General features: G+C 37.3%; 19 protein-coding genes and 1 pseudogene. 1 reads left to right on the top strand and 19 read right to left on the bottom strand.

Translation table 11 applies throughout. The features are described 5' to 3' along the window. Positions 1 to 69 precede the first annotated feature (69 nt). The 15 genes from xylA to IIF7_RS17255 form a co-directional block, all read right to left on the bottom strand. The gene (gene xylA, locus IIF7_RS17325; protein WP_084842994.1) at positions 70 to 1,380 is read right to left on the bottom strand and encodes a xylose isomerase; all 1,311 of its coding nucleotides are present in this window, start codon (positions 1,378 to 1,380) and stop codon (positions 70 to 72) included. 4 nt (positions 1,381 to 1,384) lie between these two features. Further along, a complete protein-coding gene (locus tag IIF7_RS17320; RefSeq protein ID WP_084842947.1) occupies positions 1,385 to 2,872 on the bottom strand; it encodes a xylulokinase in 1,488 nt (495 codons plus the stop codon). Positions 2,873 to 3,231: 359 nt separating this feature from the next. Then, positions 3,232 to 4,362 carry a formylglycine-generating enzyme family protein gene (locus tag IIF7_RS17315; RefSeq protein ID WP_084842946.1) on the bottom strand — a complete coding sequence of 377 codons (1,131 nt, stop codon included), beginning with the start codon at positions 4,360 to 4,362 and terminating at the stop codon, positions 3,232 to 3,234. A gap of 160 nt (positions 4,363 to 4,522) precedes the next feature. Continuing rightward, on the bottom strand, positions 4,523 to 5,935 hold the full coding sequence (locus tag IIF7_RS17310; RefSeq protein ID WP_084842945.1) for an MBL fold metallo-hydrolase: 1,413 nt from the start codon (positions 5,933 to 5,935) through the stop codon (positions 4,523 to 4,525). Between the two features lie 349 nt (positions 5,936 to 6,284). Beyond that, positions 6,285 to 7,421: a DUF4625 domain-containing protein gene (locus IIF7_RS17305; protein ID WP_084842944.1), complete on the bottom strand. Its 1,137-nt coding sequence runs from the start codon at positions 7,419 to 7,421 to the stop codon at positions 6,285 to 6,287. A 92-nt stretch (positions 7,422 to 7,513) separates the two neighbouring features. Beyond that, positions 7,514 to 7,846: a hypothetical protein gene (locus IIF7_RS17300; protein WP_084842943.1), complete on the bottom strand. Its 333-nt coding sequence runs from the start codon at positions 7,844 to 7,846 to the stop codon at positions 7,514 to 7,516. Further along, positions 7,843 to 10,221 carry a TonB-dependent receptor gene (locus IIF7_RS17295; RefSeq protein ID WP_176218988.1) on the bottom strand — a complete coding sequence of 793 codons (2,379 nt, stop codon included), beginning with the start codon at positions 10,219 to 10,221 and terminating at the stop codon, positions 7,843 to 7,845. Before IIF7_RS17295 ends, IIF7_RS17300 begins: the two co-directional genes overlap by 4 nt. Positions 10,222 to 10,305: 84 nt before the next feature. Next, positions 10,306 to 10,647, bottom strand: coding sequence for a hypothetical protein (locus tag IIF7_RS17290; RefSeq protein WP_084842941.1), 342 nt, complete (start codon positions 10,645 to 10,647; stop codon positions 10,306 to 10,308). 173 nt (positions 10,648 to 10,820) lie between these two features. Next, positions 10,821 to 12,437: a D-xylose transporter XylE gene (gene xylE / locus IIF7_RS17285; protein WP_084842940.1), complete on the bottom strand. Its 1,617-nt coding sequence runs from the start codon at positions 12,435 to 12,437 to the stop codon at positions 10,821 to 10,823. A 125-nt stretch (positions 12,438 to 12,562) separates the two neighbouring features. After that, complete coding sequence (locus tag IIF7_RS17280) at positions 12,563 to 13,936, bottom strand: glucuronyl esterase domain-containing protein (RefSeq protein WP_084842939.1); 1,374 nt, start codon at positions 13,934 to 13,936, stop codon at positions 12,563 to 12,565. Positions 13,937 to 14,166: 230 nt separating this feature from the next. After that, positions 14,167 to 15,891: a glycoside hydrolase family 43 protein gene (locus IIF7_RS17275; protein ID WP_084842938.1), complete on the bottom strand. Its 1,725-nt coding sequence runs from the start codon at positions 15,889 to 15,891 to the stop codon at positions 14,167 to 14,169. A 53-nt stretch (positions 15,892 to 15,944) separates the two neighbouring features. Continuing rightward, positions 15,945 to 17,195, bottom strand: coding sequence for an SGNH/GDSL hydrolase family protein (locus IIF7_RS17270; protein WP_084842937.1), 1,251 nt, complete (start codon positions 17,193 to 17,195; stop codon positions 15,945 to 15,947). 28 nt (positions 17,196 to 17,223) lie between these two features. Next, positions 17,224 to 18,270: an aldose epimerase family protein gene (locus IIF7_RS17265; protein WP_084842936.1), complete on the bottom strand. Its 1,047-nt coding sequence runs from the start codon at positions 18,268 to 18,270 to the stop codon at positions 17,224 to 17,226. Positions 18,271 to 18,354: 84 nt separating this feature from the next. Then, positions 18,355 to 20,271, bottom strand: coding sequence for a sialate O-acetylesterase (locus IIF7_RS17260; RefSeq protein ID WP_084842935.1), 1,917 nt, complete (start codon positions 20,269 to 20,271; stop codon positions 18,355 to 18,357). A gap of 3 nt (positions 20,272 to 20,274) precedes the next feature. Further along, a complete protein-coding gene (locus tag IIF7_RS17255) occupies positions 20,275 to 21,387 on the bottom strand; it encodes a glycoside hydrolase family 43 protein (protein ID WP_084842934.1) in 1,113 nt (370 codons plus the stop codon). Between the two features lie 308 nt (positions 21,388 to 21,695). Here IIF7_RS17255 and IIF7_RS17250 point away from each other — a divergent pair, with 308 nt between their 5' ends. Next, complete coding sequence (locus IIF7_RS17250; protein ID WP_084842933.1) at positions 21,696 to 22,733, top strand: LacI family DNA-binding transcriptional regulator; 1,038 nt, start codon at positions 21,696 to 21,698, stop codon at positions 22,731 to 22,733. A 50-nt stretch (positions 22,734 to 22,783) separates the two neighbouring features. Here IIF7_RS17250 and IIF7_RS17245 read toward each other — a convergent pair whose 3' ends face one another. The 4 genes and pseudogenes from IIF7_RS17245 to IIF7_RS17230 all read right to left on the bottom strand — a co-directional run. Continuing rightward, a complete protein-coding gene (locus IIF7_RS17245; RefSeq protein WP_084842993.1) occupies positions 22,784 to 24,070 on the bottom strand; it encodes a TRAP transporter large permease in 1,287 nt (428 codons plus the stop codon). 5 nt (positions 24,071 to 24,075) lie between these two features. Beyond that, complete coding sequence (locus IIF7_RS17240; RefSeq protein ID WP_084842932.1) at positions 24,076 to 24,531, bottom strand: TRAP transporter small permease; 456 nt, start codon at positions 24,529 to 24,531, stop codon at positions 24,076 to 24,078. Then, on the bottom strand, positions 24,528 to 25,505 hold the full coding sequence (locus IIF7_RS17235; RefSeq protein ID WP_084842931.1) for a TRAP transporter substrate-binding protein: 978 nt from the start codon (positions 25,503 to 25,505) through the stop codon (positions 24,528 to 24,530). Before IIF7_RS17235 ends, IIF7_RS17240 begins: the two co-directional genes overlap by 4 nt. Beyond that, positions 25,502 to 25,684, bottom strand: a pseudogene (locus tag IIF7_RS17230) (bifunctional 4-hydroxy-2-oxoglutarate aldolase/2-dehydro-3-deoxy-phosphogluconate aldolase); the annotation flags it as partial. The gene IIF7_RS17235 and the pseudogene IIF7_RS17230, both read right to left, overlap by 4 nt.

Here is a 25,684-nt window from a genome sequence, read left to right as displayed (position 1 = left end):
AAAGAAAATTATAATATAAAAAAGAGACCGTAAAAATGGTCTCTTTCATAATCTTTTAAAATTCAAAACTTAGTATGCATTCGCAATTATTTGCTCGTAAAGCTCTTGTTTTCCACTCATTTTTGTTGGTTCTCCATTTGCTTTTCCTATTTCGCCTAATTGCTCTAATGTAAGTTTTCCTGTTTCAAAATCTTTACCGCTACCACTATCAAAAGAAGCGTAACGATCTTTTTTAAGGCTGCTGTATTTTGTATTATTAAGAATATGCTCTGCAGTAATTAATCCACGTGCAAAAACATCCATTCCAGAGATATGAGCAATAAATTTATCTTCAAGATCTGTAGAATTTCTTCTAACTTTTGCATCAAAGTTAATTCCGCCTCCCTGAATTCCGCCACCTTTAAGAATGATCATCATTGCCTGGGTAACTTCAAATAGATCGATTGGGAATTGATCTGTGTCCCATCCATTTTGATAATCTCCACGGTTTGCATCGATACTTCCTAATTTTCCGGCATCGATAGCAGTTTGCAATTCATGCTCAAATGTGTGACCAGCAAGTGTAGCGTGATTTACTTCGATATTCAGTTTAAAGTCATCTTGCAATCCATATTTATTGATAAAACCTAAACAAGTTGCTGCATCAAAATCGTATTGATGTTTAGTTGGTTCCATTGGTTTTGGCTCTAAGAAAAAGTTCCCTTTAAAACCTTGCTTTCTGGCATAATCTCTACACATTCCTAAGAACATTGCCATGTGCTCCTGCTCTCTTTTCATATCGGTATTAAGCAAGCTCATATAACCTTCACGACCACCCCAGAATACATAATTCTCGCCGCCTAAAGCCATAGTAGCATCTAAAGCGATCTTTGCCTGTGCACCGGCATACGCCACAACATCAAAATTAGGATTGGTTGCCGCACCATTCATATATCTTGGATTGGTAAACAAGTTAGATGTTCCCCAAAGTAATTTTAAACCACTTTCTTCCTGCTTTTGCTTTGCATATTCTGTAACAGCCTGAATTCTTTTTTCAAACTCTCCCAAAGTTGGTGCTTCATCTACAAGATCTACATCATGAAAACAATAATAAGGAACACCAAGCTTGGTCATAAATTCGAAAGCAGCATCCATTTTATCTTTGGCGCGCGCTACCGGATCTTCTTTCTTATCCCACTCAAAAACTTCGGTATCTGCTCCAAAAGGATCTCCTCCTTTGTTATTAAATGTATGCCAGTACGCCACCGCAAATCTTAAATGCTCTTTTAAAGTTTTGCCGGCTACAACTTTATTTTCATCATAATATTTAAAAGCTAAAGGATTATCACTCTCTTTACCTTCAAATTTTATGGTATCGATGTTCTTAAAATAATTACTCATAATATTAATTTTTAATGGCTTTTTTCCAGTTATTATATATTGATTTATAGGTTTCAACCAGTTCTGGTTTTGGTTTTATAGTTTGAAGACATTCCAGGCTTTCAAAGGCATCTTCAAGGCTTTCGTAGTGGCCATAACCATAGGCTGCTCCTCTGGCCGCACCATCTGCACCGTTGGTTTTATAAAGCTGAAGTGTAGTATTGGTAGTATTCACGAAAATTTCCTGAAAAACCGGACTCAAAAACAAGTTATCTTTCCCGGCTCTTACTGTTTTTCCTGAAGCGCCAACTTCCTGCATAATTTCGAATCCGTAATTCATCGCAAACACGATTCCCTCGCAGGCTGCTCTTACTAAATGCGGAGTTTTATGAATGTTGAAGTTAAGATTCGATATCCCAGAAGAAACTTCTTTATTCTGAAAAATTCGTTCTACTCCATTTCCAAAAGGATGAAAAAGTAAACCTTCACTTCCTGGTTTCGACTGTGCAGCCATCTCATTTAAATACTCATAATCGACAATTTTCTCTCGGCCGGAAGACAAAATATTTCGTAACCACTGGTAAAGAATCCCAGAACCGTTGATGCAAACCATCACACCATTCCTAATTTCATCTACATTGTTATTTACGTGCAAAAAGGTATTGATCCTGTTTTTTCTGTCGAAAGAATGGTTCTCACTAACCGAATAAATTACTGCGGAAGTTCCTGCGGTAGTCGCAATTTCACCCGGACTCAGCACATTCAGCGACATCGCATTATTGGGCTGATCACCGGCACGATATGTTATTTTCACGTCTTCTGAAAGACCAAGCTCTTTTGCAACTTTTGAAGAAATCACGGCCTGATCTCCAAAATTAGAAACCACTTCAGGAATAAGATCTTCTGAAATTCCGTAGTGATCTAGAATCTCTTTTGCTAATCGCTGTTCTTTAAAATGCCAAAGCATTCCTTCAGATAATCCACCTTTACTTATTTGCGGCTTTTCACTAAAACAGGCAGCGATATAATCGCCAGGCAACATCATATAAGCCGCTTTTTGATAAATTTCAGGCTCATTTTCTTTTACCCATTTTAATTTTGAAGCCGTAAAATTTCCCGGGCTACCCAAGATCATATCGTGACATTGCTCCTCCCCTATTTCTTCGAATGCTTTATCTCCAATTGCAGCTGCACGGCTATCGCACCAAATTATAGATGGACGCACAGGCTTTAGATCCTTATCGGTTAACACCAAACCATGCATCTGGTAAGCGACACCAATGGCTTTTATTTTGGTTAAATCGATTTCGTGTTCAGATCGTAAACGTTGTAGTGCAATTTTCACATTTTCCCACCATTGATTTGGATCCTGCTCTGCCCAACCGGGCTGCAAAGCTTCCATTGCCATTTCAGATTTTGGCTCGCCCACGGCAGCAATACTTTGTTGAGAATTAGCATCGAAAATCGATAATTTCACCGAACTACTTCCCAGATCTATTCCTAAAAAATACATTCTAAGTCGATTTTATTAGTTTTTGAAGTAATTTTCAAAACACTAATAGTTTATTTGACTACAAGTATAATTTAAATTTTGAATATTATCAAAAATTAGAAGATAAAAATGACTAATACTGAAATAAAATTTGAAATAATAAGATATAATCTGTTTTCAGGGTATTTTGAATAAATATTTCTGAATAATTTGAATGAATTTATTCAGAAATTGAAGATTATTTTAAAATCGATGATCTAAACTATCGATGTTAGCGGAAGATTGATTTAAAAAAGTATAAATTCAGTAGAAATCAAAACAACCAAAAATAAAAAAAGCCCTGAAAAATCAGGGCTCATTTTATATAATTTCAGCAATAATTATTTTACACGGTAAACTGTTCTAAATCCTAAATGATCTGTTCCAGAATCCATCGAAGTTCCCATCCTGGCTGAAATTCGATAACTGGCACAATACGATTTATTACATAAAAACGAACCGCCCTTTATCACTTTTTCCTTTTGATAAGGATTATCTTCATTAAAATAAGTAGTAGAACCTTTTGGATTCAATAATTCTCCCTGTTGCAAGGCTTGCTGGTAATACCTGGTATTAAAATTATCTTTAGTGAACTCCCAAACATTTCCTGCCATATCGTACAAATTAAGGCTGTTTGGAGGAAAAGATTTCACAGGAGCTGCGTATTTAAAACCGTCCTCGGGAACATTTTTAACCGGAAATTGTCCCTGCCAGGTATTGGCTTCTTCATTTAATTTCGATTCGTCGTCACCCCAGGTGTAAATCCCACCATGACGTTGTCCGTGCGCTGCAGCTTCCCATTCGGCTTCTGTTGGAAGATCACGTCCCGCCCAACTTGCATAAGCTAAAGCATCCTCATATGCAACATGCACAACCGGCAAATCATCTTTGCCTTCGATACTGCTATCTGGGCCTTGCGGATGCTTCCAATCGGCACCGCTTTTCCATTCCCACCACTGGCCATAATCGTTAAGATTAGCCACATTTTCTAAGTCTTTTCTAAAGATTAAAGAACCAGGCTGCAATACACTATCTGGCGGTTTAGGTGTTCCCGGCGGTACTTGTTTTTTTAATTCTTCCCAATCAACAGGACGCTCTGCAATGGTTAAATACCCTGTTTCTTCCACAAATTTCTTAAACTGCGCATTGGTTACTTCGGTTTGATCGATAAAAAAACCATCTACAGCTACCGGATGCGCTGGCTTCTCTCTTGGTAATGCATAAGGATCACCATCTGTCGCGCCCATGGTAAACTTAACACCAGAAACCCAAACCATCCCTTCTGGAGCTTCAATTTCTTCTGGCTGTTGTTTTAAGAGATCTTCAGGATTTACTTTATTGACTTCAGCAGAAGTTTGCTTTTCAGTTTGCTGATTTTCGTTAGTTTGAGATTCTTTTTTTTCAGCTTCATTCTTACAGGAGAAAAATAAAAGGCTAAACAAAAGAACCGGATATATCGATAATTTTAGCATTAATGTATTTTTTATCAAATATAATTAGTATTCCGAAGAAATCATACCTATTAACACAATGCTTCTTAATAATACAATAAAAAAAGGCCGACTATCGGAAGTCGGCCTTCAAATCACCTAAACTCAATCTTATCTATAAATAGATCTCCAATCTTCTTTTTTATAACAGCGTACTAGGACAAACATAAGCTGTAACCGGAATTTTAGTTTCCTTTATCGCTTTAAAGCCATCGATAACATCTGTTAGTTGTGACCAACCGCGCTGCTGTAAAATCGAGGCAGCGATCATGCTTCGATAACCACCGGCACAATGCAGTATAAATTCCTGTTCCTTCGGAAACTTTTCTAAATGCTGATTAATTTGATTTAGCGGAACGTTAACTGCACCTTCCACATGCTCTGAATCGAATTCACTTTTCTTACGCACATCGATAACCACAAGATCGCCCTTCATTTTTTGCTGAAGCTCTTCCGCAGTAATTCTATTTACAGCATCAATCTCTTTGCCAGCCGCTTCCCAGCTTTTCATACCATCTGCTAAATAACCCTGAGTATTATCGTAACCTACACGACTCAATCTTGTAATAGCTTCTTCTTCTTTTCCTTCTTCAGTAACCAGTAAAATTGGCATTTCAAGATCTGGAATCATCTCTCCTACCCAAGGCGCAAAACTTCCCTGTAATCCAATATTTATGCTATTTGGGATATGAGATTTTGCATACTCATCAGCATTTCTTGTGTCTAGAACAAGTGCTCCTTCTTCGTTAGCAACCACTTCAAATTCTTCCGGAATTAAAGCTCGTGCCGCCTGCTTCATCACTTTATCAAAACTTTTATATCCACCAATATTCAATAATACGTTCTGCGGAAAGTATTTTGGTGGTGCAGTTAAACCGGTTAAAAGTTCTTTTACAAACTCTTCTTTGGTCATATCTGCTCTTAATGCATAGTTTGTCTTTTTCTGATTGCCCAGCGTATCAGTAGTTTCTTTACTCATTTTTTTACCACAAGCAGATCCTGCACCATGATTAGGATACACAATTAAATCATCGCTTAAAGGCATAATTTTTTTTCGAAGCGATTCAAACAAATGCCCGGCAAGTTTTTCTTCTGTTAGATCTGAAACTACATGCTGTGCTAGATCTGGTCTTCCCACATCGCCGATAAATAAAGTATCACCCGTAATGATCCCATGTTCTTTTCCTTTATCATCGATCAGTAAATACGTAGTACTCTCCATTGTATGGCCGGGAGTATGTAAAACTTTTACTTTATAATCACCAATCTGGAAGATCTGGCCATCTTCAGCAAGGATAGTCTCGTAATTTGGTTTAGCATTTGGCCCAAAAACGATCTGCGCGCCGGTCTTTTTTTGTAGATCTAAATGACCGCTAACAAAATCGGCATGAAAATGCGTTTCAAAAACGTATTTAATTTTCGCATTATCATTTTCTGCTTTCTGGATATATGGATTAACTTCTCTTAATGGATCAAAAATGGCTGCTTCACCTTTACTTGCGATATAATAAGCCGCATGGGCAAGACAACCGGTATATATTTGTTCTACTTTCATAATTTCTAAATTTAATATGAAGTGATTTTGTTTGTTTCTGAGTGTAAAAATAATAGAACAATAATATTTAGACGGTAACTCTTGTTACAATTCCCATTTTTAGTAAACTATCTTGGAGCAAGCCCTCGAGGCACTCGTTAGAAACAAATTTTAATTTCGAGAAAAGCCTCGGGGTTTTACACCCTTTGGCGGTGCGAATAAAAATTAAGTCTGATTTTATCCAAAAATAGAAAAGGAGATCCCGAAGAATCTCCTTTTTACAGTTAAGCATAATAATCGATAAAGCCTGTAAAACCAAGCATGTATTGCTTTATCGATCGTAAAACTAACTAAAAATCAGCTTAACTAATTATTCAGTAATATTGAAATGTGCATCTGCACTGGCAACATTACCATCGTGATCTGTTACTTCTAAAGACAGGTGATATTCTCCTGCTGCGGCATCTGCTGGCACATCAAAATGTTCATGGAAATCGATAGCAGTTTCATCTTCGTAAGTGTAAGATTGCTCAAATTCCCAACCTTCTCCCTCTTCAGAATGGATATGAATTTCTACATTTTCGATTCCGTGTTCACCTGCGATTTCAGCATCTACATGCATTTCTTCTCCGGCAGCTACATTTTCGTCTACTGTTATTTCTGAAATTGTTATCGCCTCAGCATCGTTGTCTTCATCAGTTACATGAAAGTGAGAACCTTCAGAATATGAATTACCTTCAGCATCAATAACAGTGATCGTAATATGATATTCTCCTAAAGCTGCATTTGCAGGCACGTCGATATGCTCATGAAATTCAGCTGAAGTTCCTGAATAATCATCATAAGTTTCATCGAAAGTCCATTCGATTTCCCCTTCAGCTGGCTCTAGATCGTGACCGTGAATACTTACTGAAACCGAACCTATTTCGTGATCTGCAGCTATTTGTGCTTCTGCATGAAATTCTCCTCCTCTAACAGCATCTTCACTATGGATATCTGTAATCGTAATTCCGTGTTCTTCACCGGTGTGATCTTCTCCAATGATCACTTCTACATATACCTGATTTACGTTACCAGACATATCGATTACCGTAATTCCCAAATGATAAGGACCTTCAGCAATATCGTCTGGAATTTCGATATGTTCGTGGGCATGGTAGGTTTGTGGTGCTCCTTCAATATTAAAAGTCTGATTAAAAGACCAAGGACTTACTGAAGTTGCCTGCATTACAGGATCAAAAGAAACAGTACTATTTAAAACGCCAGAATGTGTATGCCCGTCAAAATTATTATGAATATCAACTCTGTAAGAAGATAACGCATCATTATCGCTAAAGTTTACATCAAAATGCAACTCACCACCTACTTCAAAAGCTTCTCCTTCTACAGGATCGTTTACTGTAATCTCTGGACGTTCACTATCCAGGATTTCATCGTCATCACTGCTACAGGCCGCAAAAAATGTAAGTGTAAAAAGTGCTATAAGTTTTATTGAAAAATTTTTCATCTTAAAATTTGAGATTTTTATATTATTTATCCTCCAAAAAGGAAAAAACCTTTAAGGCTATGTTATTTTGAATTTTGTAAAAAGTATTTGTCTTAAACTAAATCGAAAACAGGAGGTCCCCTAACAAAAAACCTTAACTGATGAAAAGTTTTGTGGCTAATCCTAACCTCAGAAAAGGCATTTTTAACTACGATTATTAATGGAAGTTCTTCTTTATAATTTTCCTTCGGAAGTATCCCGCGATATTCCCCATGTAAAAAATGCGAACAGGTATGTGGTGATGCTATTTTCTGAAAACTAAGCTCATTTTGCTCAAAAGAATTGGCATGCTCGTTAAGAATGATATGCGCCGACCATAAAATTGGACCAACCGGCAGTAAAACCAATAAAAAGCGACTTATATGTTTTAACCACCAATTTTTCATGACTGTCCAAATGGAATTTTAATACTCAGCTGAATATTTCTTCCCATCTCGGGAATTTGCAATCGGCGATAAAAACTGGTATGGTTAAAATACTTTGTATTGAAAAGATTATCTATTCTGAAGTTAATATTGGCCTTAAAATCATCGAATTTTAGCTTAGTTTGAAAACCCATTCCCCAAAGCGAATAGCCCGGCGTGATATCTTCGCCCTGAGCAATTCGATCTTGCTTCATCACAGATCTATTATTGATATTTACTTCTGAAGCGTTAAAAACTTTAGAATCTTTGAAAAGCTGGTAACCAACTTCAGTAAACACATTATTTGCTGGCGTAAACGGTAACGGATAATTGCGCGACCTGCTGGAAGTTAACTGCTGATTGTATAAATATTCTCCTGCTACACCAAAATGCCAACGACCAAGTTCCTTATCGATCTTCAGTTCTAAACCGGTAAGTAAAGCTTCAGATTCGGTATAACTATACAATTGCCCGGAATGTGGCAGCAACGAAAAAGTTCCGCTAGGACGTAAAAAAATATAATTACTGAAAAAATAGGCATACGGACTCAGGTTGATATTCCATGAATTTTCAGCATAATTTAAACTTACATCGGCCATAAAACCCTGCTCAGGATCGAGATTTGGGTCGCCTTGCTCATGCCTGAAAGATCCATGATGAATTCCGTTTGCACCAAGTTCTATCGCTGTTGGTATACGAAAAGCCGTTCCTAAATTAACTTTACTGCTAAATTGGTCGTTAAACTGATGATCCCAACCTAGACGAGCATTAAAACTTGTAAAATCACGGTTAAGATCCTGGCTTCGCTGTGCGTAAGCAGTTGCTGTTTCTTCAGATTGGTTATTTCCTATTAAAAATTCATACAAATTGGGATCGTAATACCCCTCCATATCGATCGTTCCATAATCGAAACGAAGACCTAAAGTCCATAAATTCTGCTTAGAAGCTTCGAACTCGTGAATGGCGAAAATCGCATAATTAGCCGACTGATATTCTGGTAACAGGAAGTTGAATCCCTGTATTTCGTTATTTTTCCATTGCAAATCCAGCCCAACCTGAATTTCGTGTTGCTTATTAAAATCGTGATGATAAGTGGTTTTTGCGCCGTAGGTATCCAGATCAAAATCCAATTCTAAATTTGGATTGATTTCTGGTGGCTGTTGCCCGGCGTAATGTGTGTGAAACAAACTCCATTCCTGTCGATGATTTTTTTGGAAAGAAAGATCTACATCTAATTCTCCATTCTTAAAAATAAAGTTCGAATTACTAATTACTTTAAAATGCGTAGCACGCTGAAAAGGTTCTTCTATATTTCTGGTATCACCATCTGGTTGTACTCGGCTAACATCTGGAATTCCATGTGAACCAGGGAAAAACCCAGATTTTTGATACACATTACTCACACTTAAGGTAGACGAAAATCGATCTTTAACCACTCCCACCTGCGTGTACCAATCGAGCTCTTTCCCCGCAGTATTCTTTAATTGCTCGTCGTAAATGGGAATATCAAAATTTAAATACGAGATCTGGTCTGTGGGTAAATTATAATCCCCAAATGTTAGTCCGGTTAATTTTCCTTTTACAAACCAATCATTCTTTTTATAAGCGATTTGTGCAGAACCTCCCAAACTATTATTCACACTTTTAGTGAAAGTATAAACGCTACCCGATAAACCATCTTCAGGCACTTTGTTATTCTTAATCCGCACCACGCCTCCCAAAGCATCACTACCATAAGCGATTGAACCTACTCCTTTAATTATTTCCAGATCTTCAACCTGAAGCGCATCGATTTCTAAGCCATGATCTGCGCCCCATTGCTGCCCTTCCTGTTTTACGCCATTTTCTGCTACGGCAACACGATTAAGACCCAGCCCTCGAATTATTGGTTTAGACGCTCCAGAACCAATTTGCATTGCGTTGAATCCAGGTAGTTTTTCAAGACTCGATGCAAGAGAACCCGAAAATTGCTCATGTAAATACTCATTATCGACATATAAGACCTGCTGACTCGTTTTTTTATGCTGATGTCCTTCTAACATCACCTCATCCAAGCCATTTACAGACTGCTCTAAAGCAAAGTCTAATTTCCGATTTTCATGAAGCTGAATTACCGTATCTAATGACGTAAAGCCAATGATAGAAACTTCGATTTGGTAGGTTCCTTCAGCTAATTTTGCTGAATAAAAACCATCTTCTGAAGTCCAAAAATATTGATCTCCAACTTTAATATAAGCACCATCTAAGGCATCCCCTGTTTGAGAAGTAACTGTTCCTGAAAGCTCAAAATTAAAATCCTGAGCAAAAGAATTGAAGGTTAACAGGGATAAGTATAAACCTATCCAAAAGAATTTCATAAACCGAATCCGTAAATAAAAATGTAACATTGCCTAAAACCTACAAAGATCCATAATGGGTTTTTAGGCGTTAAAAAACACTAATTAAGCACGGATGGCTGGTGGAGCCCGTAAAGAAAAATAAGGATCTGGGCAGTCCCAGATAGTTTGCGATAGTGAAAGTGAATAAACAGATTCTTTATTCGGGATAAAAAGATCGAACGTAAAGAACTCTGGTGAATCAAAGCCAGAAAAATGGAAATCGCAAATTTTACAATCCATACCAGATTTTACGATATTCTTATCCATTTGCACAATGTGCGTATGGTCTTTTGACATTGAATCCTGAGAAAAACCATGTTCAAAAATATGAACATAAGGATATACCAACGCAAATGCAATTAAGAGCGCAGTAAGAATAGCTGTATATCCAGTTATTTTTTTCATTGAACGCAAATGTAGCAACTATTTATGCGCTTGCAAGCTATTTCTTCAGAAAATAATAAATCGTTTTATCGAGTTTGAACAAAAAAAACAGGATAGCTTAGTTTTACTAAACCAAACTATCCTGAATATCAATATTGTATATTTTTAGATACTATTTTAAAAGAGTATCATTTTTATTCCTGTTCCTTTTTAAGCCAAAGTTGTTCCATATCTTCCAAAGATCTTCCTTTGGTTTCTGGTACGAATTTCCATACAAATATCGCTGAAATTACTGCAAAAGCGCCATAAACCCAGTAAGAGAATCCATGATTAAAGGTATCTACCAGGAAAGGATTGTTATTCATAATTGGGAAAGTCCAGGAAATTACAAGATTCGCTAACCACTGCACGGCAACGGCAACAGCCATTACTCCCTTTATCGAATTTGGGAATATTTCTGAAAGTAATACCCAGGTAACCGGTCCCCAGGAAACTGCAAAAGCAGCAATATAAACTAACATCAACAATAAAGAGGTAAATCCAACTGCTCCAGAAAATAGCGAGAATCCTAAACCTATCATGCTAATTCCCATCACTACGCTACCAATTAATAAAAGCTTTTTTCGACCAAAATTATCTACCGTCATAATCGCAATTACCGTAAAGATCATATTTATAGCCCCGACAATAATAGTTTGCAACATCGAAGCATTGGTATCTACACCCATTCCTTTAAAAATTTCTGGAGCGTAATATAAAACCACGTTAATTCCTACGAATTGCTGAAAAACAGAAAGCAATAATCCTACTATGATCACCGGCCACCCGTAAAATAACCAGTGTGCTTTCTTAGTTTTGAACGAGTTTTTGATTTCAGACAGAATTCTATCTGAAGAAGATTTTACATTCAATTTATCTAATATCGTCTTGGCTTTTTCTTCATTTCCTTTCATTACCTCAAAACGCGGAGTCTTCGGCATAAAAAGTAAAAGCACAAAGAATAAGAAAGCAGGAATTACTTCAGATAAAAACATATAACGCCAACCCGATTCTGTAATCCAGTCATCAGATTGTCCCTGCACAATAAAGTAATTCACAAAATACACTACCAACATACCGGTTACAATAGCCAGCTGATTAAAAGAAACCATTTTTCCACGAATATTAGCCGGCGCCATTTCAGCAATATAAAGCGGTGCCAACATACTCGCGACCCCTACGCCCATTCCTCCAATAATTCTATAAATGATAAAAGAAGAAAGTGTTTGGATACCAAATACATTAAAAGCTTCTGGGTATCCAGATCCTAAAGCAGAGATTAAAAATAGAATAGCAGCAATCACTAATCCGTTTCTACGTCCTACCGAGTTTGCTATAAAATCTCCAAAAGATGCACCTAAAATACATCCAACCAGAGCACTACTCGTCATAAAACCTAAAATAGAATTTCTAAGGTTCTCGGTTAAAACATCTGGAAGATCTAAGAAATACATTTTGAATAACGGGATAGCGATCAAAAGGAATATTACGATTATGGCTATCGAGGTTACTTTCTTAAAAAACTTGAACAAGAAATAACCAAATAGTACCAGCACGCCAATTGATACGATGCTAATGATACTTTTAAATTCTATAATTGCTCCGGAAGCTAAAACGTTATCGTTATCGAGCGGATTAATAAAAAAGGAGTTCATCGCCCCAACTGCTCCAGAGATCACAGCGGTATCGTAACCAAATAGCAAACCTCCCAGGCTTGCTACAAGTGTGATTAGGATGATAAGCTTATTGTTGAAAGAGTTTTTGTTTTCCATTTCACTAATAGTTATTAAGACTACAAGTATAATCTAATTTTATATATTTTTCAATAAATACATCAGTTTTTTATCAGTTAATAATTTTAAAAGCCTAAAATCATCTATAGCTCTAAAATTAATCATCAAAAGTTCCAATATCTGCTTGCCCAAGCAATCCATGTACTCCAGTTTGGACCTGTGCTGTGACCACCGGCATGCTGCCTAAAAGAGATTTCACCATCGGCCAAAGCGGTTCCCAGTTTTGGAAATTCTAAACTTTCTAATCCGGTTTTACCCAATAGCTCATAGACCGGTGTTGCATGAACTCCGGCTAAGAACATTCCTTTTGCATCTACCCACTGCCCTTCAACTAAATGAGAACCAGAACTAATAAAAACAGGTCTCGGTGCGCATAAAGCAACTAATTGATGTGAATCTACCGGTAAATCTTCAGTTTCTAACGTTGAGGCATATTTTATGAAATTTCCGCAGAACCAGTGATATTCTCCAGAACTCGCTAGGTTTTCTATCTGTTCGCCAAAATTTCTTCGCAGTAAAGAAGTTCCGCCTGCTCCAGCAGAGCCAAAAAATCCTAGAGAAATTCGATCATCAAAAGCCATGCTTACGATGGCTGCTTTCCCGTATCTTGAAACGCCTTCTACTGCAATTCGGTTTTCATCGATCTTAGGATTGGTTTCAAAATAATCCATTGCGCGACTTGCTCCCCAGCCCCAGGCTCTTAATGCTCCCCATTGCTCGGGCTTTCTGGGTTTCCCATGATTTACCAAACCAATAATTCCTGAAGTTAATCCTGCACCATTATCTGCCTGGATACTATTAGGAACTAAAATCGCGTAACCTATATTTTGTGATAATACCTGTTGCTTCCACTTTGGCTCGTAAGCCGAAGCAAAATAGCTACCCGGTTCGCTTGCACTTCTTTCAAAGGGTGAATTTATAAATCCAAATTCCATCACCATAGGCACAGCTTCTTTTGCTCTTTTAGGAATCCCGACCAAAAGTTCGATTTTCACCTCGATCTCTGGATAAGCCGAATTATCAACAACACCTTCTAAAAGAATTTCGGTTACAGGATAAGAATATAGGGTTGTATCCTTTTCTGAAACAATATTCCATGTTACTGAGGGAATATTTTCTGGTAGGCGACCATAGACTGAAGTTTCAAAATCTTCCACAATTTCTGGTCTGCGAATTTCCCACCAGTCTTCAGCAGTAGTGATCTTCTTTCCGTTATTACTCACCAATACTTCAGGGAGATCGTAAGATTTCACTTTACTTTCGTCGAAATTAGCCGAATTTTCTGAAGCTGGATTCCCGGAAGGTCCCGGCCTGTTTTCAGCAGTAATTCCCAACTGCTTTTTCATTTGAACAAAGTTTTGATAGTTCAATTTATTGATACTATCCTGGTATGCTTTGTAATCTTGTGCTTCTGCAGAAAAACTTAGCAGCAAAAAAAGGACTGCGAAAACATCGAATATCGATCTTATGTTTCTCATAACTTATAAATTCTGAGTAAAATACCTCGGGCAAGCCCACAAGGCATTTGTTGGAGATAAATTTTTTATTTCATGGCGAGCTTCTGGATATTATAGCCTTTGGCGGCACCAATAAAAACCTCGAAACCAAGGGCTTGTTATGAGGAATTTTTATTTTTTAGGAAATTTGTAAACCTTATATTGAAATTAGTATTCGGCGTGTGTTAAAACCGAATACTAATTTTTGATATCTAGTTGGGTACAGCATTGTTTCCAGAAGTTGCGTATAATCCCATCATACTACCGGTGAAACCGCCCGCAACATCTGTAGATAAAATGTCGCCAGAAACTGTTCCGCCAAGATTGGTAAAGTCCTCGCCTTCTTTTGCAAAACTGAATTTATATTGATCACCATCTGCTTCTACTTTTAATTGCAGATCACCTTTGTAATCTATTTTCTTACTGGCCAAGATGGTCTTTTTTGAATCTTCTGTACGCTGTAACAACAAATAGTAATCCTTATCCTTTTTAGTTACTCCAAAAACATAATTGAAGTTTTCATTCTGTAAACAAACAATTCCGGCAAGATCTTTTTCAAATTTTGGAGTGTAGTTCATCTCTGCTGAAAAAGAAAAATTATTATGCTGCTGGCGATAGAACAAAGTCGAAGTTGGCGCTAATTCGTTGATATTGGTTTCAAGCGGATTAAGTTTTAATCCGTTTTTATCTTTTTCGATAAAATTCTCACGAGGTGCTCTAAGGCTTATCCAGCGATAATCTAAAGTATCTGCACTAAAATCTTCTTCGTAAGTGAAATTTCCGTTAGGAAAATAACCCTCTTCAGTAGTTTTATTCTCTACACCTTCTGGCATTTCTAGTTTCGGCTCTAAAGGCACTAATCCGTTTTCAAAAACAGGAAATTCTCCAGACCAGTCTACCGGTAAAATAAAAGTTTCTCTACCTGTATTTACACGATTTTCCTCATTGGGTCTAACCGCAAGAAAAACTCCGTAATACTTATCATCTGGACCTTTAACCAAATCGGCATGCCCGGCCCAATCTACTTTATTTTCACGATTTGTATTTAGATGACGTTGTGATAAAATTGGGTTATTTCCAGAAGGAATAAATGGTCCTTTTGGCGAATCACTTTTAAAGATCACCTCACTATGCCATCCACCGGTACCACCTTCAGCACACATTAGATAATAACTTCCATCTTTTTTATACATATGAGGAGCTTCGATCCAAATAGGTTGCTTGGCCAAATCTACACCACCATTTACGATCACTTTATCTGTACCAGGAATTACCTGGTCTTTCTCTATATCATATTCCCACACTTTAATTACTCGATGTCCCTGGTAAAGTGCTTCTTTTGGAGCATCGTTATGTACCACATAAGCCGATCCATCATCATCAAAAAAGATGGAAGGATCGATCCCTTCAAAATCTAATTTTATAGGATCGCTCCATCCCTTCATAGGATCTTTTGTTTTCACTACGATATTCCCCATACCGGCAGTAATTGCCGTAGTGATCATGTAAAACGTATCGTTGTTTGGGTTGTAGGTTATTCCGGGAGCATATACACCTCTACTTATCCCGGCATTGGTTACGTCTAACTGAGACGTTCTTTCTAACACGTGTCCAATTTGCTTCCAGTTTACTAAATCTTTTGAATGAAAAATAGGCACTCCAGGAAACATCGCAAAGGATGAACAAACCATATAATAATCGTCTTCTTTTCTGGTGATCGCAGGATCTGGGTAAGTTCCCTGCAAAATAGGATTGTAAAACTCTCCTTCTTTTAAAGGATTTTCTTTGTAAACATCGTCATTACCATTATAAACCACTTTCGAGAATACGGGCTCATTTTTTTTTGGTTTAGTTTCGTCGATTTCACCATTATTTTTCCCTAAAAAGGAAAATAACGCAAGGAATAATGGCAGAATAAATAATATCTTTCTGTTCATTGTTAGGCTTATTAATTATATAATCTGATTTTATTTAGTTTTCGAATTAATTTTTATTTCGTGAAAAGTGAAAGATCAATAGATTCGCCCATTACTTTATAACCTTTCTCGTTAGGATGTAAATAATCACCAGATTGCAGGTCTGGATGAATTACATTTGGCTCATCAGGATTTTCAAGGAATTTCGAAAAGTCGATCACCGCATCGAATGCGCCACTATTTCTTATCCAATCGTTCACCTTTAGGCGCGCTTCTTCTCTATAATCTTTATAATAAAATGACTTTTCAATAGGTGTGATCGTACCACCATACACCTTTATATCTTTAGCGTGTGCTTTATCGATCATGGTTTTATAGGCTTCGATCAAGCCATTAGCCACATTAAATGCTGCTGTGCTATCTGGCGTCCCACCAAGATCATTCACGCCTTCCATAATGATTAGATACTTTACCCCATTTTGGCTTAAAATATCACGGTCAAAACGATTTAATCCTGTTGGTCCTAAACCACCTCTTAACACAGCATTTCCACCGATTCCCATGTTTAGCACTCCCACGTTTTTTGTTTCTGAATGCTGAAGTAAACTCTCGGCTAAAATATCTGGCCAGCGATTTTGCTTATTGGTTCCAGAGCCACGCCCATCTGTGATAGAGTTTCCAAGAATCGCAATTGCCGAAGCATTCTCGACAGCCATTACTTCAAGGGTATTTATTGCATACCAATGATCTGTGGTTACAGCCTTTGTAAAATCTTCTTCTGCAATTTCCTGATTTCCTTCCACTAAATACGAAGTGGTTCTGGAACCTGGATGCCCGGTAATTTTTTCGGCTGTTTCACCAAATTTAATGGTGATCGCCAACTTTGTTCTAGGATTAAATTCGAAAGTTAAAGCGTCTGAAAACACCGCTTCACCTGCCGGCATGCTAACTCCTTCCTCTCCATCGAATTTCAAAGTTTTCTTTGTTGAAATATCAATTGAAGGTTGCTCTGTGACTATCGCGATTTCTACAGATTTCATTTCTACAGGACGATCACTAAACTCGTTAGAGAATTTTAGTCGGATGCTTTTTCCTCCTAAAGACGGACTAATAATTTGCCGCAATGTATTTCCTGTTAAGCCCGGTGCTGGTGGCACATTTCTTGGCTCAACTAGTTGCGGAGCGGTACTCCAACTCCCCACCCATTTTTGTTGATTTTCATTATTTTTTGAAGTAGAATTAGAAGAGCCGCAGGATGCCAGCAATATTAAAAATGATGCTATGATCAAGCCGATTCCAGTTCTATGTTTTAATGTTCGTAACATTCTAAATCTCTTTTTCAATTTGAAATTGTTATATCTTATTATTTTCTTCAGTTTTTACTGAAAATTTATAAATCGTTTCTGAAGAAAACTCCTCTCCTGCCTGCAAAATCACTGAAGGAAAATCGGGACGATTTGGAGAATCAGGGAAATGCTGTGTCTCAAAACAAAAACCAGATCGCTTTTTATAATTCCCTGTTTGATTCGGGATTTTAAGACTTCCATCTAAAGAATTCCCGGTATAGAATTGCATTCCTGGTTCTGTAGTAAAAACTTCTAAAAATCGACCAGTTTCAGGATCGTAAGCGCATGCCGCAAAACTTAAGTCTTTATTATTTTCTTTATTCAGAATAAAACAATGATCGTAACCACCGGCAGTTTCTAATTGTTGTTCATTTTGGTTAATTTCAGCTATAATTTTTTTCGGCTTTCTAAAATCAAAAACATCATTTGCTACAGCTCGAAATTCCCCGGTTGGAATAGTTCCTGAAATTGGTAAAAACGAGTCAGCATTTATTAACACCTCATGATCTTCGATGTTTTTATTAAAATCTGCCGTAAGATTAAAATAAGAATGTTGCGTTAGATTAATGATCGTTTCCATATCAGAAATAGCACGATAAAAAATCTTTAATTCATTGGCATCAGTGAGTTCGTAATAAACTTTCACTTTTAGATTTCCCGGAAATCCCATTTCTAAATGCGGACTATCATAGCTTAAAACTACTTTAGACTCGCTTAGTTTTTCAACGTCCCAAAAAACAGCATCAAAACCTCCAACACCGCCATGCAGGCAATTTTCACCTTCATTTTTATCGACCTCGTAAGTCTCTCCATTCAACCTAAAACTGGCATTTGCAATTCGGTTAGCGTATCTCCCAATTAAAGCCCCAATAAATGGATTTGGCTTTAAGTAATCTTCTTCACTAAGATTTAATACCACATTCCCAAACTTTCCATTTCCATCCGGTACTTCAAGATTAATAATTCGGCCGCCATAATTAATAAGACTCAGCTTAGTGCCGCCCGAATTTTCAAGGAAATAGGTTTCTATTTTATGTTCTGTTTCAATACTCATTTTTGTGTTTTTGATTGATTATCTCTGGCTGGGTGCGGGGTTAAACTCAACCAGAGATTTGTTAATCAACTGCAAAATTCTAAGTTATTCTTGCGCCCAGTCATCGGTTCTAAACGGCGATGCCGGCAAATCTTCTTCGTTATATAAATTCGCGTTTTGGGGATTATCTGCCCAGGCGTAGCGAACTGCTACGGGATGATCTACTTTTGGGCTATAGACGATCACTTTATCTCCTTCGATCTTAGCTATTGCCCAAACGAATTTTTTATCGCTCCCGGCAATTGCAAAACCTTTTAATTCTTCAGCATTCTTAGTTTTTAAACCGCTGCCTACATGATCAAAATTCAATATGATCGAATCTTCTTTAATTTCTGAAGAAGTATACATTGGCCCGGAAGCAACTACTGAAGTTTCGCCATAAGCCACTTTTTTTGCTGAAGTTGCCAGGCGATCACCAACCGTTTTTTTATCTAAAGGATGAATATCGTTCCACTCGCCTACATCGATGATCACGGCCATACCGGTTTTCGATACTTTTAAGGCATCTTTTTGCGATTCTCTAAGTCGAGCCCAATTAGAATCTTTTGGATATTCCCGACTTTCCATAAAATTAGCCAGCTGCACAAAAAGAAACGGAAAATTTGAAGAATCTTGACGCCAATTTTCTCTCCAGCTCTCGATCATAGTTGGAAATAACTCGCTGTATTTTTCAGCCTCGCCCGTATTCGATTCTCCCTGATACCAAATAGCACCTTTAATATTGTAATCCAGCAAAGGATGTATCATTGCGTTATAAAGTCCGGTTGGTTTCCATTGATAAAAAGTTTGCGATGGCAAAGCTTTTGCTGCCTTACCCACTTTATATTTCCAAGTTCCTGCAAGATCGATGCTATCGCTTTCAAAAATGATCTGGTAATCTTTATCTTTTACAAATCCCACACTACCTCTTTCGCTAATTAATTTTACTGCAATTGTATTTTCTCCAGCTTTTAAAAGATTAGACGGAATTTTATATCTTCTTGGGGGATATTGATAAGTTGTATTCCCTACAAAAGTTCCGTTTACAAAAACCGAATCTGCATCGACCATTCTCCCAATTAAAAGTGAAGCCGATTTTCCCGAAAATTGACTTTTAACCTCAAATTTCTTTCTAAACCAAATCACTCCGTTTACCTGTTCATTTAATAATGCAGGCATTTCGATACTCTTCCAATCGCTATCATCGATATTCGATGTTTTCCAGGCATTTTTTACACCAAGATCTTCAGCATTTATTCTGGTGTACCAATTTTTAATTCGGTCTTGATCTAGTCGTTCTAAACTATCGATCGTGCCTTCAGGCTTTAGCCTTTCTACTTCAGCAATAGCTTCTGGAAAATTTTTAAGCGCTTTTTCACTCATCCAGGCTTCAACAGGTGAACCACCAAGACTGGCATCGATCAAACCTATTGGGATTTGATAATTTTCGTAAAGTTTTTTAGCAAAGAAATACGGTACAGCTGCAAAATCGCCAATGGTATTTGGATGCACTGCAACCCATTTCCCGCGAGAAATATCATCTAACTTTTCAGAAAGATTATATTTTTTTGGCACCTGAAAATATCTAATTTCAGGATTATTGGCCGTCTTTATTTCTTCTGGATATTTTGGCGCTACACGAGACATGGGAAGTTCCATATTCGACTGACCAGAACATAGCCAAACATCACCTACATAAAGAGAATCTAATTGGATATCATTTTCTCCTGAAATTTCCATTTTATAGGGTCCTCCAACCGAAGGATCTTCAAGAAAAATTTCCCATTTACCACCTTCTGAATTGGTTTTGTAAGTTTTTTGCTGAAATTTTATTTCAACCGCTTCTCCTTCTGAAGCCCATCCCCAAATACGTACATTACTATTACGCTGTAAAACCATCCCGTCACTCACCAATTTTGGTAAACGAACCTGGGCTAACAGCGTATTAGTAAATAAAAAAAGTAACAGATAAAAAAAACGCATTGCTTAGTTTATTGAATCCTGAACAGCAGCATTAATAGTTTGTATAGAGCCGTCCTCGTTAAATGTAAGCTCGGTCATCTTTACACTTCTTAAAAATGTTTTTCCTTTTGAAAGTGAACTATCATGAAAAAACAAATACCATTTTCCTTTAAACTGAACAATAGAATGATGGTTAGTCCAACCTAATACCGGTTCTAAGATCACTCCTTGATAAGTAAAAGGTCCGTAAGGATTATCTGAAGTAGCGTAAACAATTTTATGTGTATCTCCTGTTGAATACGATAGGTAATAGGTCCCATCGATCTTATGCACCCAGGCAGCTTCAAAGAAACGACGGTCGTTATCACCTGTAAGAAGGTCATTTCCTTCTTCATCTAACAGTTGAATTCTCTTTGGCTCTTCGCTAAAAGAGACCATGTTTTTATCTAATTTCGCAATTCTTGGCTCTATTGCTTTTACACTATCTACCGGATATTTATCTGCATCTGCAAAACTTCCGGTCTCCCAGCGTTGTAACTGTCCACCCCAAATTCCACCAAAATACATATAATATTCACCATCCGTATCCTCGAAAACCGCAGGATCTATACTGTAAGAATTTTCAATATAATCTGGCATTGGCGTAAATGGCCCTTCTGGAGTATTAGCCACAGCCACACCAATTCTAAAGATATCGTTTTCGTCTTTTGCCGGAAAATACAGGTAATATTTACCGTCTTTCTCTGCTGCATCTGGTGCCCACATTTGGCGTGTTGCCCACTCTACATCATCTACATCTAAAACAACGCCGTGATCTGTAACTTCACCACCTGCACTATCCATAGAATAGACGTGATAATCTCTCATATTAAAGTGATTCCCAAGGTCATCTTCAGGAACACCAGAATCGAAATCATGACTTGGGTAAATGTATATTTTATCATTAAACACGTGAGCTGAAGGATCTGCCGTAAAATCTTTGGTCACTAAAGGCTCAGTTTCTACTTTTCTAACATCGTTTTGAGCGGTTTCAGAAACATCAGACTTTTCTTCTGTTTTATCTTTTTCGGCTTCATTTTTACAAGACATTAAAATCAAGCCGATTAGCATCACAGAATACAAAGAGCGCTTATTCATTTTTAATTAAAGTTTTATATTATGATGATAAATATAGGAAAAATTACTCAATCGTATTCGTAAAATTTAAAACACTTTTTAAACTGATAATCAGTTATTTATATAATTTTATGATATTCAAAAAGAGTTTAGAAACAAAAATAAAGGCAATCGGTTGCGTAAATTATAGAAAAGGTTAAATTTGTTAAACCGTTTGAGCCTAACTGAAGCAAAATTCGTATTTTGCTCGAATTCACAAGATTTCTATTTAGAAATATATTAGGACGCAGAATATTTTCTGATTGATAAGCTGAAAGAACCAAAAAAGGATGAGCAAAAAGAAAAATAAGGTTGTAACTATTTACGACATTGCCAATGAGTTGAATTATTCTCCCAGCACTATTTCCAGAGCACTTAAAAATCACAAGAGTATTGGAAAGGATACTACAAAACAAATTCAGGAAACGGCGAAAAAGCTGGGATACAGACCAAATTCTTTAGCGGCGAGTCTTAGAAACAACAGAAGTAACAATATTGGAATTCTTATTGCCAGAATTAACAGGCCTTTCATTTCTTCTCTTATTAGCGGTGTAGAAAATTCGGCCAGAGCTGCCGGATACAATGTTCTTATTTCTCAATCTGACGATAATTACAAGAATGAAGTTGCCAATGCAAAGGCGCTTTACGATAGCCGCGTTTGTGGTATTGTAGCTTCACTAAGTATGGAAACTAAAAATGCAGATCATTTTAAGCAATTCCTAGAGCAGGATATTCCTGTGGTTTTTGTGGACCGTGTACCTTCAGATCTTAATAGTTACCGGGTGATCATCGACAATTATTCCGCTGGTTATAAAGCTACCGAGCATTTAATTCAGCAGGGATGTACACGAATAGCGCATTTTGCTGGAGCACAACATCTTAATATTTATAAACTTCGGAAAAATGGTTATATCGATGCTTTAAAAGCACATGGTATAACTCCAGATAAAGAGCTACTGATTTACATGAATACCATGAGTTTTGAAGAAGGCCAGGAAGCTACTTCAAAATTACTAAATATGAAAAAACCACCCGATGCGATCTTCTCATCTAATGATACTGCGGCCGTGAGTGCGATCATGCAGGCTAAAAAGCAGGGAGTGAAAATTCCTGAAGAACTTGCCGTAATTGGTTTTAATGACGATCCTATAGCTTCGATCGTAGAGCCGGCACTTTCTTCGATCTCACATCCCGCAATGAAAATGGGCGAGCTTTCTACCAAAAGAATTCTGGAACATGCCGATAAAAAGATCGAGCAAGGCGTTTCAGAAATCACTGTTTTAGACACCGAAGTTATAGTAAGAGCCTCCAGTTTACGAAAAAAATAAATTTAGATTTCAGAAAATAGCTGCTAAAAACATCCAATTTGGACCGCTATCTAGAGACCAAATAATTCAGGCAGCCATAAACTTAATTTAGGGAATAAAATCACCAATGCCAGGGAAACGATCATTCCTACGAACAATGGCAATAAAGGTTTGATAACTTTTCTAATACTGGTATTTGCTACTCCTACTCCAATAAATAAAACTGATCCTACCGGTGGCGTACATAAACCTATGCATAAATTTAAAACCATTATCACCCCAAAATGAACAGGATCTACGCCTAATGCCGTAACTACAGGTAGGAAAATTGGAGTAAAAATTAATACTGCTGGCGTCATATCCATAAAAATACCAATCACCAATAGAATAATATTGATCATGATCATCACTACGATCGGATTCTCGCTATAACCCAATAAGGCCGAAGTTACCTGCTCTGGAATATCTGCATAAGACATCACCCAGGACATCGCGATACTCAATGCAATTAGGATCATTACAAGTGCAATAGTTTCAGCCGATTTTATTAAAATTCCCTTCAATTTATCGAAACTCAGTTCTTTATAAACCATACCAAGAATTAAGCAATACACCACGGCTACAGATGAAGCTTCGGTTGCAGTAAAAATGCCACCAACGATTCCGCCGATAATCACCAAAAGCAACATTAAACTAGGTAAAGCATCCAAAAAGCTTTTTAAAACCTGATTCATCGAAGAACGTTTTGCTGTAGGAAAACCTTTTCGTTTTGCCCAAACTAAAGCAATGATCATTAAAATTAAACCTGTTAAAATACCAGGAATATAACCCGCTAAAAATAAGGCGCCAATACTTACGCCGCCACTTGCTAAAGAATAAATAATAAAAATATTACTAGGCGGAATTAACAAGCCTGTAGTTGCAGAAGTAACATTTACCGCCACCCCATATTCTTTGGTATAGCCTTCTTCTTCCATTTTAGTACTCATAAAACTACCAATTGCCGCTGCCGCTGCTCCTGCTGAACCTGCTATAGCTCCAAAAAGCATCGCTGCCACAATATTTACGTGAGCCAATCCTCCCGGTAAACTTCCTACGAGCGCTTTCGCGAAAGCTATGAGTCTTTTTGCAATACCCCCACTATTCATTAAGTGCCCTGCCAAAATAAAAAACGGAATGGCTAATAACGAAAAACTATCAAGTCCTGTGACCATTCGTTGTGCAATAGTTGCAACAGCGGGCAAAGAATCAATACTAAAAAATAAGGTTATTAAAGATGCAATACCTATGCTCCATGCCACGGGAACTCGTATTCCTACTAATACCACAAAACTTACAGCAAGTACAATTATTTCCATCTCTATCATTTTAAATCTTTAATTAGAAATCCTATTCGGTAAAAAAGCACACAAAAACCTGTTAATGGTAAGATTAGATAAATATATCCCATGGGAATCTCTAATGCAGCTGATGTTTGCCAAAGTTTAAATGAAACATAGATATATCGTATTCCCCCAACAATAAAAACGGCAAAAACAAATAGAATAATCACCAAGCTAACGCTTACATCCATTATCCTACCATATTTTTTGATCACATGCTCTGGCCAAAGATCTATCGTGATATGATCTCGTTTTCCCGAGACATAAGCTGCTCCAAGCATACTCACCCAAATAAGAAAAAATCGAGCAAGCTCTTCAGTCCAGGAACTTGGGCTATCCATAATGTATCTAGCACACACGCCCCATAGAACAGTAAAAAGCATAGCACTTAGTAACAAAACTATAAACCAGCCCAAATAAAAATCTAGTTTTTTCATGGTTGTATAGATTTTATCTCTTGGATCAATTTATATAATTCAGGATTTTCAGATTTCAAATTGGTTATTATCGCTTCACTTTCTTTTTTGAATACCTCGATATCAGGCTCAGTTACTTTTACTCCGGCTTTTTTGATTTCGACCAAGGATTCCTTTTCTGCCTTTTCCCATAATCTGCGCTGCTCTATTGCGGCTTCCTGTGCACTTAGCCTTAAAACGTTCTTTTCCTGCTCATTAAGATCTTCATAAATAATAGAACTCATCACTAAAATATCAGGCAAAGAGCTATGTTTATCGAGACATAGATTTTTGCAGATCTCGTAATGCTTTGATGAGTAAAAACTTGGCAAGTTATTTTCTGCGCCATCAACTACTCCCTGCTGCAATGAAGTATATAATTCTCCCCAGGACACCGGTGTAGGCGAGCCCCCCATTGCATTTACCAGTTTAATCGCCGTGGGACTTTGCATCACTCGCACTTTTAATCCTTTTAGATCTGAAGGCTTAGTGATTTGTGTATTTTTAGTGTAAAAACTTCGACTTCCGGCGTCAAAATAGGTTAATCCATGCAGCCAGTATTTCTCGCCATCAGCTAAAAGTTCTTTTCCCAGATCACTATCATAGAGTGCATAACGTTGCTTTTTGGATTCAAATAAATAAGGATAGCCGAAAACCTTCAATTTTGGAGAGAAGTTTTCCATCACTGCGGAAGAAACTTTCGTCATCGCCAAACTTCCTAACTGAAGTAATTCTAAACATTCACGCTCTGATCCTAACTGACTACTTGGATAGATCTTAATCTCCATTTTCCCTTCGGAATGCAGAGCCACTCTTTCTGCAAAATAAGTCATTGCTTTATGTACTGGATGACTATTACTAAGGCTATGCGCCAGTTTTAATTCTTTTACTGAAGAATCTTTGGTACATCCCAGCATAAAGAACACCCCTAAAACAATAAGCAATTTCCTGATCATGCTCTTAGCTCTTTAACGATTTGAATAGCTGAAGTCACCTGTTGCTGCACTTTTTTATAGTCGAACTTACCGTCTTCATTTTTGATGAACAGCTTGGAACCAATTCCCACACAATGCACCCCGGCTGTCATCCATTCTTTTAAATTCTCTGCCGTTGGGGAAACACCGCCAGTCGGCAT

The organism is Zunongwangia atlantica 22II14-10F7 (assembly GCF_002094855.1).
Taxonomy (GTDB): domain Bacteria; phylum Bacteroidota; class Bacteroidia; order Flavobacteriales; family Flavobacteriaceae; genus Zunongwangia; species Zunongwangia atlantica.
The sequence above is the reverse complement of the archived record's forward strand: the minus strand, read 5'-3'. Positions and strand labels throughout refer to the sequence as shown.